Annotated in this window: 14 protein-coding genes; 12 read left to right on the top strand and 2 right to left on the bottom strand. The window is 36.8% G+C overall.

What is annotated here, in order from left to right; all coding sequences use genetic code 11:
* The first annotated feature begins 475 nt into the window (after nucleotides 1–475).
* From rpoZ to panB, 11 genes are all read left to right on the top strand, one after another.
* The gene (rpoZ, locus tag Bho11B_RS05380; RefSeq protein WP_078673855.1) at nucleotides 476–874 is read left to right on the top strand and encodes a DNA-directed RNA polymerase subunit omega; all 399 of its coding nucleotides are present in this window, start codon (nucleotides 476–478) and stop codon (nucleotides 872–874) included.
* A 115-nt stretch (nucleotides 875–989) separates the two neighbouring features.
* A complete protein-coding gene (locus tag Bho11B_RS05375; RefSeq protein ID WP_078673854.1) occupies nucleotides 990–3218 on the top strand; it encodes a bifunctional (p)ppGpp synthetase/guanosine-3',5'-bis(diphosphate) 3'-pyrophosphohydrolase in 2229 nt (742 codons plus the stop codon).
* A 12-nt stretch (nucleotides 3219–3230) separates the two neighbouring features.
* Entirely contained in the window at nucleotides 3231–3809 is a 579-nt protein-coding gene (gene pyrE / locus Bho11B_RS05370; protein ID WP_078673853.1) for an orotate phosphoribosyltransferase, read from the top strand.
* A gap of 101 nt (nucleotides 3810–3910) precedes the next feature.
* Nucleotides 3911–4504, top strand: coding sequence for a DUF2062 domain-containing protein (locus Bho11B_RS05365; RefSeq protein WP_078673852.1), 594 nt, complete (start codon nucleotides 3911–3913; stop codon nucleotides 4502–4504).
* 5 nt (nucleotides 4505–4509) lie between these two features.
* Nucleotides 4510–4911: a holo-ACP synthase gene (gene acpS, locus Bho11B_RS05360; RefSeq protein WP_035007213.1), complete on the top strand. Its 402-nt coding sequence runs from the start codon at nucleotides 4510–4512 to the stop codon at nucleotides 4909–4911.
* A gap of 79 nt (nucleotides 4912–4990) precedes the next feature.
* Nucleotides 4991–5773, top strand: coding sequence for a signal peptidase I (gene lepB / locus Bho11B_RS05355; protein ID WP_035007214.1), 783 nt, complete (start codon nucleotides 4991–4993; stop codon nucleotides 5771–5773).
* A gap of 14 nt (nucleotides 5774–5787) precedes the next feature.
* A complete protein-coding gene (gene rnc, locus Bho11B_RS05350) occupies nucleotides 5788–6471 on the top strand; it encodes a ribonuclease III (protein WP_078673851.1) in 684 nt (227 codons plus the stop codon).
* Between the two features lie 15 nt (nucleotides 6472–6486).
* The gene (gene era, locus Bho11B_RS05345; RefSeq protein ID WP_078673850.1) at nucleotides 6487–7389 is read left to right on the top strand and encodes a GTPase Era; all 903 of its coding nucleotides are present in this window, start codon (nucleotides 6487–6489) and stop codon (nucleotides 7387–7389) included.
* 4 nt (nucleotides 7390–7393) lie between these two features.
* Nucleotides 7394–8140, top strand: coding sequence for a DNA repair protein RecO (gene recO / locus Bho11B_RS05340; protein ID WP_035007221.1), 747 nt, complete (start codon nucleotides 7394–7396; stop codon nucleotides 8138–8140).
* Nucleotides 8141–8159: 19 nt separating this feature from the next.
* Entirely contained in the window at nucleotides 8160–9005 is an 846-nt protein-coding gene (gene panC, locus Bho11B_RS05335) for a pantoate--beta-alanine ligase (RefSeq protein ID WP_078673849.1), read from the top strand.
* A gap of 13 nt (nucleotides 9006–9018) precedes the next feature.
* The gene (gene panB / locus Bho11B_RS05330) at nucleotides 9019–9834 is read left to right on the top strand and encodes a 3-methyl-2-oxobutanoate hydroxymethyltransferase (RefSeq protein ID WP_078673848.1); all 816 of its coding nucleotides are present in this window, start codon (nucleotides 9019–9021) and stop codon (nucleotides 9832–9834) included.
* A 146-nt stretch (nucleotides 9835–9980) separates the two neighbouring features.
* On the opposite strand, the gene Bho11B_RS05325 is transcribed toward panB, so the two are convergent.
* Both Bho11B_RS05325 and Bho11B_RS05320 read right to left on the bottom strand, forming a co-directional pair.
* On the bottom strand, nucleotides 9981–10610 hold the full coding sequence (locus Bho11B_RS05325) for a YfbR-like 5'-deoxynucleotidase (protein WP_035007228.1): 630 nt from the start codon (nucleotides 10608–10610) through the stop codon (nucleotides 9981–9983).
* On the bottom strand, nucleotides 10610–11476 hold the full coding sequence (locus tag Bho11B_RS05320) for a folate-binding protein YgfZ (protein WP_078673847.1): 867 nt from the start codon (nucleotides 11474–11476) through the stop codon (nucleotides 10610–10612). The genes Bho11B_RS05325 and Bho11B_RS05320 overlap by 1 nt, the downstream gene beginning before the upstream one ends.
* A gap of 63 nt (nucleotides 11477–11539) precedes the next feature.
* Between Bho11B_RS05320 and Bho11B_RS05315 the strand changes: the two genes are divergently transcribed.
* Entirely contained in the window at nucleotides 11540–12868 is a 1329-nt protein-coding gene (locus Bho11B_RS05315) for a dihydroorotase (RefSeq protein WP_035007230.1), read from the top strand.
* Nucleotides 12869–13029: the final 161 nt, after the last annotated feature.

Here is a 13029-nt window from a genome sequence, read left to right as displayed (position 1 = left end):
GTCGGTGGAGGAAGGTTCGGATATTTATGCCAAATAGCCTTATAATATAGTGCTTTATAATTAATAAGTTAATTAAGGCTTTGTTCTCTGCACTTGGTTTTTCAGCTGTAATATACTACCAGTTTTCATTTATATCTGAATAAATCTTTATGGTTGTAGAAAGAAAAAATACAGCACAATGCCGTTTATATTGTAATTTTTTTGATGAATGCGCTTACTTTTTTGTGCGATCCATTTTCTTTAACTATGAATAATTACTGTGTTATTAGAATGCAATAGTTTAAGATTGTTTTATTTCCAAACGCTTATAGATCTTAGTGTTTTTATAAACCTAAATTTTTTTCAAGAGTTTTGCTATAGTGCTATAGTTGGAAAAAATAATAAGGTGTGTATTGTTTTTCTTGTTTTTTGTTTTGATTATTGTATATATTCTAACGTAATTGTTAATTTTTGAACCTTGAAGAAAGGGACATAAATGGCCCGTGTAACAGTAGAAGATTGTATTGATAAGGTTGATAATCGCTTTGAGTTGGTGCTTTTAGCTGGGCATCGGGCTCGCCAGATTTCAGAAGGTGCACAGATTACAATTGATCGTGATAATGATAAAAATCCAGTTGTTGCTTTACGTGAAATAGCAGATGAAACTTTGTCTCCTGCTGATTTGAAAGAAGATCTTATTCACTCTTTACAAAAGCATGTAGAAGTTGATGAGCCAGAAGGAACAATGGAGTTTATTTCTCACTCAGGCGAATCCAGAGATATTTTTGGCTCTTCATCAGAAGAAAACACTGGTTCATTTGATTATATGTCAGAAGAAGAGCTTTTGGCAGGTATTGAGAGCTTAGTTGTGCCAGAGAAAAGTGATGATTATTAATCATCATATTTTATTGAAAAAGTAATGCATAGATTATCATTTGGTAGATTTGTTTTTTCTTTATTCGTAGGGTATTTAATAATAATTTAATTACAAAATTTCTGAGGATATCTATATGATGCGTCAGTGTGAGCTGGTTGAGCGTGTACGGCGTTACAAGCCTGACGTAAATGCGGATTTATTAAATAAGGCCTATGTTTATGCAATGCAGAAGCACGGTCATCAAAGGCGTGCTTCAGGTGATCTTTATTTTTCTCATCCTTTAGAAGTTGCTTCTATCTTAACGGATATGTACTTAGATGAAGCAACAATTGCCGTTGCTCTTTTGCATGATACAATTGAAGATACAAATGCTACAAGAGAAGAAATTGATCAACTGTTTGGAGCTGAAATTGGTAAATTAGTTGAAGGGCTTACAAAGCTTAATAAGCTTGATCTCGTATCGAAGAAAGCTGTGCAAGCAGAAAATCTTCGTAAGCTTCTTATTGCTATTTCTGATGATATTCGTGTTCTTTTGGTTAAATTAGCAGATCGTCTTCATAATATGCGTACCCTTGATGTCATGCGTGATGATAAGCGTCGGTGGATTGCTGAAGAGACAATGGATATTTATGCGCCGCTTGCTGGTCGTATGGGGATGCAAGATATGCGTGAAGAGCTAGAGGATCTTTCTTTTTTTTATTTAAATCCAGAGGGTTATCGTACTATTAATGATAGGCTTTCTGAATTATTAGTGCGCAATCGCGATTTGCTTTCCACAATTGAAAAAGAATTGACAAAACTTTTTTTGAAAAACGGTATTAAAGCCAATGTTAAAAGTCGTCAGAAAAAATCTTATTCAGTTTTTCGTAAAATGGAAAGCAAAACCTTATCTTTTGAACAATTATCTGATATCTTTGGGTTTCGTGTAATTGTTGAGAGCGTAGATGATTGTTATCGCGCTCTTGGTATTATACACACTACATGGCCGATGGTTCCTGGGCGTTTTAAGGACTATATTTCTATCCCTAAACAAAATGATTATCGTTCAATTCATACAACAATTGTTGGGCCTTCAGGGCAACGCATTGAATTACAAATTAGAACTAGTGCAATGGATAGGATTGCTGAATATGGCGTTGCGGCACATGCCATTTATAAAGATCACGGTTCTGATTATTCATCATCACGCTTATCAAGTGAGACTAATGCTTATGCATGGTTGCGTCAAACAATTCAATCTTTGGCAGATGGCCATAATCCAGAAGAGTTTCTAGAATATACAAAGCTTGAGCTTTTTCATGATCAGGTTTTCTGTTTTACGCCGAAAGGGCAGTTAATTGCATTTCCAAAAGGCGCTACACCCATTGACTTTGCTTATGCAGTACATACCGATATTGGTAATTCTTGCGTGGGAGTAAAAATCAATGGTCGTATTATGCCCATAATGACCAAATTAAAAAATGGTGATGAAGTTAATATTATATGTTCGCAGATTCAATCTCCACCAGCGGCGTGGGAATCCCTTGTTGTAACAGGTAAGGCACGTTCTGCAATTCGTCGAGCAACACGTTCAGCAATACATAAGCAATATTCAGGTTTGGGGTGTCGTATTCTTGAACGTTCATTTGAGTGTGCGGGAAAACAATTTTCACAAGATATGCTTAAGCAAATTTTACCGCGTTTGGCACGTAAGGACGTAAAAGATGTTTTAGCAGCTGTTGGACGTGGTGAGTTGGCTGCTATAGATGTAGTTAAAGCGGTTTATCCAAATCATCAAGACGATTCTGTGGTGAAAAAGCCATCGTTTAAGTTTAAGGAGAGAAGCTGGTTTAATATTGAAAATGCTCAAGGTATGATTTTAAAGATTCTTGAAAATAAAAAAGGAAAAGCTTCAAAGAAAGAGCGTCAATATAGAGTGTTACCTATTCAAGGCACAAAAGGCGACATTCCAATACAATTTTCTCCTGAAGGAGCTGTGCCAGGAGATCAAATTGTTGGTATTATGGAGCCGGGTGTGGGTGTTATTATTTATCCGATACAATCTTCGGCTTTAACGGCTTATGATGATCAGCCAGAACGGTGGATTGATGTCCGCTGGGATCTTGATTCTGAGATGAGTGAACGTTTTCCTACTCGAATCAATATTTTAGCTGTAAATAGTCCTGGTTCTTTGGCTGAAATTACTCAGATCATTTTTGTAAATGATGCCAATATTGAAAATTTATCTTTTGTTCGTAAGGGAACAGATTTTACAGAAATTATTATTGATCTTGAGATTTGGAATTTAAAACATTTAAATCGTATCTTTTCTCAGTTAAAAAGAGCGAGATCAGTGAATATGGTACATCGGGTTTATGGGTAAAGAGATTATGCAATGAATACACAAGATGTGATTAATATTTTCAAACAAGCAGATGCTATTTTAGAAGGGCATTTTATTTTAACATCAGGTCGTCATAGTGCTACTTATTTACAAAAGGCAAAAGTGTTTATGCATGCTGATCTTACCGAAAAGCTGTGTTATGCTTTGGCTCAAAAAATTAAGAAATATGTGAAAGAAAAAATTGACTATGTAGTTGGGCCTGCAATTGGTGGTCTCATTCCTTCGTACGAGACTTCACGTCATCTTTGCGTTCCCTCTATTTGGGTAGAGCGTGTGAATGGTATATTCCAATTACGCCGCTTTGAAATTGAAAAAGATGCGCGGGTTGTTATTGTTGAAGATATTATGACAACAGGTCTTTCTATTCGTGAGACCATTGAAGCATTGGTTGAAGCAAAAGCCAATGTGGTAGCGAGTGCGTGTATTCTTGATCGGTCTGGTGGTAAAGTTAATATAGGAGTCCCACTCATTTCACTAGCCGAGTATGAAATTGCATCTTATGATGCTAATGCTTTGCCTCCTGAGCTTGCTGTGCTTCCGGCGATTAAGCCAGGAAGCCGAAATATTTGAATTTTATTAATTTTTCTACGAAAATGCTTGATGAAATAAATCTGAATAACATAAAATATAAGCATTAAATATAAGCATTATTTAGTGTGTACAAGGTATATATGAGTAACCACATATTTTTTAATTATCAGACATTGAAGAATTTTGGAAAGTGTGTTCGACGTAAGCTTAGCCTGTGTGGTTTATTTTATCGTATGCGTGAACGTATTTTACGTATATCAGCAACGCCCCATAAAGTGGCGCTGGGGTTTTCTATTGGTATTTTTGCAGCCTGTTCACCTCTTTTGGGATTGCACATCATTTTAGCAATATTTTTTTCTTGGGTTTTACGTGGCGATTTTGCTGCGGCAATTATCGGAACTGTTTTCTCTAATCCATTGACATTTTTTCTTATCATCATGGCTGATTATAAAGTCGGTCGCCTATTTTTACTGTTCTTTGGTCATGAAAGTGAAATTTCTTTTTCACAAATTCGCAATATGTTAGATGGTTTGACGTTTTCGCAAGCATGGTTATTTTTTTGGGAAACATGGAATTTGATTATGATGCCGATGTTTGTGGGTGGAATATTTTTAGGTATTATTTTTGGTAGTTTATCTTATATAGGTATTTACAGAACAATAATTCATTTTCAAAAAAAATCTCTATCAAAAGATGGTAAGAGAAAGATATTCAAAGCAAAAAAGCTTAGGTAATATTTATGATTATTGGTCTTGGCAGTGATATGGTTGATATAAGGCGAATTGAGAGGATGTTGGTTCGCTATGGTGACCGTTTTATTCAGCGTATTTTTACAGATGTTGAACAGGAAAAATCTGAAAGTCTTTGTCAGCGATCTAGTTCCTATGCTAAAAGATTTGCTGCTAAAGAAGCGTGCGCTAAAGCTTTAGGAACAGGAATTGCTTGTGGTGTTAGTTGGAAAGATATGGGGGTAGTTAATTTACCATCTGGCAAACCGACTATGAGGCTAACGAATTGCGCACACGCACAGTTAAAAAAATTATTACCTCCTCATCATGAGGTGATGGTTCATCTCAGTATAACAGATGATTTTCCTTGGGCGCAGGCATTTGTTATTATAGAAGCACTTCCACGTGGATAGATTCCATGAGAGATTGTGCTTTTATTATTTGGACATTATGATTGCAAAATAAGTTTTATCTATAAAAAGGTAGTACAGGATGAAACAAGAAGAGAAAATGCAAAAAAAAGATAAAAAAAATGAAATTATTGAATTTTTTTCTGTTTTAATTCAGGCTTTATTTTTGGCTGGAATTATTCGTACACTTTTTTTTCAGCCTTTTACTATTCCTTCTGGTTCGATGCGTCCTACTTTGCTAGTGGGAGATTATCTTTTCGTTTCCAAATATGCATATGGGTATTCTCGTTTTTCTATACCTTTTTCTCCTCCTATTTTTTCAGGACGGATTTGGGCATCTCAGCCTAAGCGTGGGGATGTTTTGGTTTTTCGTTTACCTAGCAATCCGGATATTGATTATATTAAACGTGTTGTTGGATTACCCGGTGATCGTGTTCAAGTTCGTCAAAGTGTTCTCTATATTAATGATGAAGCTGTTTCACGTCAGTTTATGGGAAAGATTGATGATCCTGATGTGACAGAGGTTAATCATCCTGTTGATGTTTATCGCGAAACAATGTCTAACGGTGTAAGTTACAATACACTTAATTTAGGTTTTATCCCTCAGGTTGATGATACAAAGGTTTTTGAGGTTCCACCAGGACATTATTTTGTGATGGGTGATAATCGTGATAATTCAGATGATAGCCGTTTGAATGTAGGATATGTTCCAGATGAAAATCTTATTGGTCGAGCTAATTTGATTTTTTTCTCTATTAGTAATGGTTCGAGTGCGTGGCAGATTTGGCGTTGGCCATTTGACGTGCGTTGGAATCGTTTATTTTCTTTCATTCATACTATTCGTGACTTTCCGCTTGATAAATAAGTAGGAATTCTGTGATGGAGCATCAAATTATTGATCAGCTAGAGAAGCTGACAGGGCATAGTTTTAAAGATGCAGACAGATTAAAAAGAGCATTGACACATTCTAGTGTGCAAAGTTCAGAGCAGGGTAATTATGAAAGATTAGAGTTTTTAGGTGATCGAGTTCTTGGGCTTTTGATTGCTGAAATGCTTTATCAAATTTTTCCACAAGCAAGTGAAGGTGAATTATCCGTACGTTTGAATGGCTTGGTCAATGCACAAACATGTGCCGATATTGCATTGGAAATGGGTTTACCCGATATGGTTCATGTTGGTTGTGAAATGAAAAACTTAGAAGGTCGTCGGTTAGTTAATATTTATGCTGATGTTATTGAAGCCTTAATTGCTGTAATATATCTTGACGGAGGTTTAGAGAGCGTTCGTCCTGTCATTCAAAGATATTGGCATGATCGAGCCCAGAAGATGAATGCTGGTCGACGTGATGCTAAAACAGAATTACAGGAATGGGCTCATACACAAGATAGTGCACAACCTCATTACCAGGTCGTACAGCGTTATGGTCCAGATCATGATCCGGTTTTTATGGTGGAGGTAAGTATTTGTGGTTATGCACCTGAGATAGGGCGAGGTAGTTCTAAACGTCAAGCCGAGAGAGATGCTGCTGAAAGAATTTTGCGACGTGAAGGTATATGGAAATAGAGGGGAAACATAATCGTGAATGATCTTATTAAAACGCGTTCAGGCTTTGTTGCTCTCATTGGTGTGCCTAATGCTGGAAAGTCAACGTTAGTTAATCAGTTAGTTGGAACAAAAGTATCAATTGTAACGCATAAAGTACAAACAACGCGAACTTTAGTTCGTGGTATTGTAATTTATGATAAGACTCAAATTATTCTGATTGATACACCAGGTGTTTTTCGTCCTCATAAGCGATTGGAGCGAGCTATGGTTTCTGCTGCTTGGGGTGGCGCGAAGAATGCTGATATTCTTCTCGTTCTTATTGATGCTCAGAGTGGTTTTTCAGATGAAGTTGATGCAATGTTAGATATTTTAAAAAGTATTGAGCAGGATAAAATTCTTGTTTTGAATAAAATTGATACGGTTGTTAAATCATCTCTCTTGGCATTAACGGCTAAAGTGAATGAACGAGTGAATTTTTTACAGACATTTATGATTTCAGCTTTAAATGGCTCTGGGTGTAAGGATTTGCTGCATTATCTTAGTACAATTATGCAGGAAGGGCCATGGTATTATCCAGAAGATCAAATTTCTGACATGCCTATGCGTCAGCTTGCTGCTGAAATTACGCGTGAAAAACTTTTTCTTCGTCTCCATCAAGAACTTCCTTATTCATCAACGGTTGAAACAGAAAATTGGGAAGAGTGTGCAAATGGTTCAGTTAAAATTAATCAAGTCATTTATGTAGAACGTGATAATCAGAAAAAAATTGTTTTAGGAGCGAAAGGTAGCACCATTAAAGCTATCGGTCAGGCAGCACGTAAGGAATTAATGGATATATTGGGACAGAAAGTTCATCTTTTTATATTTGTAAAAGTGCGTGATAATTGGGATGCGAACCCAGAGCGTTATCGCGAAATGGGATTAGGTTTTTTTTGATGCAATGAAGTGGAAAGAACAGGCTATTATTCTCGGTACACGCCAACATGGTGAAACGAGTGTTATTCTTGAAATTATGACACGTCAGCATGGTCGCTATATGGGAATTGTAAAAGGTGGACGTTCTCGTCGTATGGCTCCTCTTCTTCAGCCTGGAAATTTTGTTGAAGCTGAATGGTGGGCACGTTTAGATGAACATTTAGGATTATTTAGGCTTGAAGCGCTTAATTTACATGCTTCAAGATTGATCGTTTTACCAGAGGCGCTTTATTCTCTACAATTGATGGCTTTTTATTTACGTCTTCTTCCTGAGCGTGATCCTCATCCTGTTTTGTATGATATGTTATATTTTTTTATGCAAAATTTTGAGGATCCATTTATAAATGCTGAACTGCTTGTACGTTTTGAGCTTCTACTGCTTGAAGAACTTGGTTTTGGGCTTGATTTATCTTGTTGTGCTGTAACAGGCCGTCAAGAAAAACTTTATTATGTTTCTCCAAAATCGGGACGTGCTGTATGTGAAGAAATAGGACGTCCTTGGAAAGATAAGCTTTTACTTTTACCACAATTCCTTGTACAAAAAAGCGTTTATCCTGTTGATTTTAATGATATAAGCAAAGGATTAATTCTGACAAATTTTTTTTTAACACGCTATGTTTGGGAAGCGAGAGGTATAAAACAGTTGTCTTTGCGTGTTAGTTTGATACAATTGTTTGAACGGCGATTTTGTATGAAAGCATCAACATTTTGATTTTGTGAAAGTAAATAAAATGCAAATTTTAAAAACAATTGCTGGGTTGCGTCAACACCTCAGAGAGGAGAGGCACTTAGGGCTGTCAATTGGTTTTGTACCGACTATGGGGGCATTACATAATGGCCATCTTGCATTGGTACAACAGGCACGGTCAATGTGTGATCGTGTAGTGGTTTCTATATTTGTTAATCCCAAACAATTTGGTCGTCATGAGGATTTTAATGTATATCCAAGAGATCTAGAAGGGGATTGCTCTTTATTGAAAAGGGAGAATGTTGAGTATGTTTTTGCGCCTTCTATAGAAGAAATGTGGCCGTTAGGCAATGAAACAATTGTAGAAGTAGAAAACTTATCACGTATTTTGATGGGGAAATTACGTCCAGGACATTTTTGTGGTGTGACCAGTGTTGTTGCTAAGCTTTTTAATATTGTTCAACCAGATAAAGCTTTTTTTGGGGAAAAAGATTTTCAACAGCTTTTGATTATCCGTCGTATGGTTAAAGATTTGGCTTTTCCTGTTGAAATTGTCGGTGTACCTATTTTACGCGATGCAGATGGAGTTGTTAGTTCTTCACGTAACAAACTTTTGACATTAGAAGATCGCAAAGCTGCAAGGATTATTCCTGAAAGTCTTAAAGCTGTTAAGAGGCTTTATGAGCAAGGTGAACGATCCGTTGATAAATTGTGTGAAGTTGTTCGCTCTGTTTTACAAAAAGAACCACGTGCTGTGATTGAAGCAATAGATTTATGCGATCTGGAAACTTTGTGTGCGATTAAAAAGGAACTAAACAAACCTGCGGTTTTATTGCTTACCGTTTGCTTTGGTAAAGTCAGACTTATTGATCAATATATATTACAATAAAAAGGCTGAAAAAATGAGTCTTCATAAAGATATAAAGCGTATTACTGCTTCTGAAATACGTTCGAGAAAAAAACAAGAACCGATTGTTGCTTTAACAGCTTATCAGGCTTATAGCGCTCGGATTGCTGATTCACATTGTGATGTGCTTTTGGTTGGTGACAGCGTTGGTATGGTTATATATGGGTTTGATACAACACTTCCTGTTAGTATGGATATGATGATTTTACATGGACAAGCTGTTGTGCGTAGTTCTAAACGTGCTCTTGTTGTTGTCGATATGCCTTTTGGTTCTTATGAGCAAAGTCCAGAGCAAGCTTTTGCTAATGCATCCCGTATTCTTGCAGAAACAGGATGCGGTGCGGTGAAGCTTGAAGGTGGTACTTATATGGCAGAAACAATTAGTTTTTTATGCAATCGTGGTATTCCAGTTATGGCGCATATTGGTCTCACACCGCAAGCGGTGAATCGTTTTGGTGGTTTTAAGATGCAAGGACGTAATGAAAGTGATTGGTTACAAATTGAAGCGGATGCTACAGCAATTGAAGCGGCAGGTGCTTTTTCTGTTGTTGTGGAAGGGGTGGTAGAGCCATTAGCGATAAAACTTACAGAGAAACTTTCTATTCCTACTATTGGTATTGGTGCTTCCAATCAGTGTGATGGGCAGATTTTGGTGATGGAAGATATGTTAGGTTATGGTGCTTATATACCTAAATTTGTACGTCGTTATGGTATTTTCGAGCAGGCGATGGATACAGCAATTAGGAATTATGCGAATGATGTCAAATCACGCGTTTTTCCAGCTGATTCAGAGGTTTACAAGCTCAAATAAATTGAATTTAAAACGGCAGTTCTACAAAAGGGATGAAGAAATTTTTGAAGGGATTCATAGGAAGAGATACAATAGAATCTTAATGCTTCACTAAGGTAATGACCGTATGATAGAAATTTTATATTCTTTCAGTTATGATAAAAAAATCAACAACCAGAATATGGCTTTTGAACATCAAGGTCGTTAAAACGAGTTAAAAAGGCATTTTCAATTTGTTGTGTGGAACATGGTTGTAAATTGAGTTCATCAGATCCAATATTACCTGGATGACCAAAATAACGAAGAGCTTCTGCTCTACTAAAACCAGCAAGAGTGGTGGCTTCATAAAAAGCAGCGATGCGATCAGCTTGTTTGATTTTTTTTAGGATCTGTTGAGGTGGATTGACAGGTAAGGAAAAGCGTATGTGGATAATATCTTGTATATGTTTTTCTACGCGCTCATAATATTTTCCTATCACAGCTTTAAAAGGTGAAATTATATCTCCAATAACATATTCTGGTGCATCGTGAAGAAGAGCAAAGAGGCATTCTTCATTAGAGGACTGTGGGAAAAGTTGCTGAAATATTTGTTCAACCAAAAGTGAATGTTGTGCAACAGAATAAGCATATTCTCCTTTTGTTTGTCCGTTCCAACGTGCAACGCGAGCTAGGCCGTGGGCAATATCCTCAATTTCAATATCAAAAGGAGAAGGATTAAGTAAATCGAGCCGTCGACCAGAAAGCATTCTTTGCCACGCACGTGTTGTTCCATCTTGTGATAATTCAGCTTTAGCCATTAGTTAGCCTCTACGGAGTTTTCAGGGAAGGTAAAATTCATATTTTCAGGAATATTAATAGTTACAGGAATATCATCTACTGTAAATTGAAGATTTTTATCAATAGCTTCTTTGACATGGTCAATACGCATTAAGGCTAAAGCTTCATTTTTGACGCATGTTCCTAATTGACTAAATATTTTTGTACCTGCTTGAATGGTAGAGCCTGAGGTTAAGGGAGCTTGGCTTTTAACCACTAAAAAACGGCGGCGAGCTGTTTTGCGATGATACATTCGTGAAATAACCTCTTGTCCAATATAGCATCCCTTGTTGAAGAAAAGTCCATGAATTTGATCATAATTAATATCATAGGGTAAAACTTTACCTATTTCATAATCTTGACCACTTTCTGCTATCCCATAATGGATACGCATTTGATCCCAACAAGTATTATATTCTGGAATAAGAAAAGGAATTTTTCCATAAGTTCGTATAACTTTTTCCTTTTTTGGGAAGCGCTTATCTACAAAACTTAAATTAAAATTTAAATTATCTAAATCATTATTCCAAAAAACATTTATAACCTCTTGTAATGGTTCTGTAATTTCTATTTTTTTATGGAGTTTGTAGAGGGTGAGGCGCTTATGAAAAACGTCAGCTAGGGAAGCCACAATATCAATCATGTAGTTTTGGTCTATTTTACCAATCAGAAAATCAGCGATAACCTTCCCCTGTGGGGATAATAGGGCACCAGGAAAGAGCTCTCGTGAGTTTATTTTTGTTACATCTGTAGTAATAAGAGCTTGCAGAAAATTTGTTGCTTCTTCACCTATGACTTTAATAATTTTACGGTTTTTTAAATTTATGGCATTCTGTTTTTCAATCATGGTTCTTGCCTTTCTGCTTCGAGTTACATAACGATAGAGAGGTTATATACAAGGAGCATGGCTATGTTTAAAACATTTGATACAATTTTTAAAGGCGCAACGCTTGTTAATCATGATGGTATCAGCAAGCGCGATATTGGTGTTGTGAATGGTCGTATTGTTGAAATTGGTGATCTCACACGTGCATCTAGTGGAGAGCTAATTGACTGTACCGGACTTCATATTTTGCCTGGTATCATTGATAGCCAAGTACATTTTCGTGAACCGGGTAAGGAATATAAGGAGGATCTGGAAAGCGGTTCTCGTTCTGCTGTTTTAGGGGGAGTTACAGCAGTCTTTGAAATGCCAAATACCAATCCATTAACGATATCGGAAGAGGCTTTGAATGATAAGGTTAAACGTGGATATCATCGGATGCACTGTGATTATGCATTTTGGGTCGGAGCAACGCGTGATAATATTTATGAGTTAGCAGAGTTGGAAAGACTTCCTGGTGTTGTTGGAATTAAAGTGTTTATGGGATCATCGACAGGTAATCTTCTCGTGGACGATGATAAAAGTGTACGTCTTATTTTGCAAAATACACGCCGTCGCACAGCTTTTCATTCTGAAGATGAAGCACGGCTTAAAGAACGTAAAGCTTTTTGTGTTACAGAGGATGTGTCATCACATCCAGTTTGGCGCGATGAGGTTACAGCTTTACAATGTACACAGCGTTTAGTTAAAATCGCACGTGAAACAGGGGCACGTATTCATATATTACATCTTTCTACAGCGGAAGAAGTTGATTTTTTGAAAGAGCATAAAGACATAGCAACAGTTGAAGTTACTCAGCATCATCTTACTTTGAGCGCTGATGATTATCAACGGTTTGGTACATTAATTCAGATGAATCCACCTATTCGCGAAAAACGTCATCGTGAAGGTCTTTGGTATGGAGTTCAGCAAGGTATTATCGATATTTTAGGTTCTGATCATGCTCCACATACACTTGAAGAGAAGCATAAGCCTTATCCCTCATCGCCTTCAGGGATAACAGGTGTACAGACAACAGCAGCAATCATGCTTACTCATGTTAATGCAGGGCAAATGTCTCTTGAACGTTTTGTTGATCTTACTTCGCATGGTCCTAATCGCGTTTTTGGTATAAGTTGTAAAGGACGTATTGCTGTTGGATATGATGCTGACTTGACTATTGTTGACCTTAAACGTGAGGAAATTATTACGAATGCATTAGTTGGTTCGCGTGCTGGTTGGACACCCTATGATGGTAAAAAGGTAAAAGGATGGCCTGTGGGGACGATTATTCGTGGTAGGCGGGTTATGTGGGAAGGTGAAATTGTTACGCCTTCGCAAGGTGAACCTGTTAAATTTATAGAAGCGTTATCGTAGTACTACTCTTTGGGAATGGATAAGTATTATTGCAGAATTTTGCAATTTCTATTTGTCGTCTTTTTCTTTTAATTCTTTGGATTATTCTTAATAAAAAGACGAATATTTTATCTATAAAACAACTAAACTATAGAGTAGTGTACATACTCGTTAGAAAAGGA

It is taken from the genome of Bartonella sp. 11B (genome assembly GCF_002022625.1).
Taxonomy (GTDB): Bacteria; Pseudomonadota; Alphaproteobacteria; order Rhizobiales; family Rhizobiaceae; genus Bartonella; species Bartonella rochalimae.
This window is presented reverse-complemented; position numbering and strand designations above follow the sequence as displayed.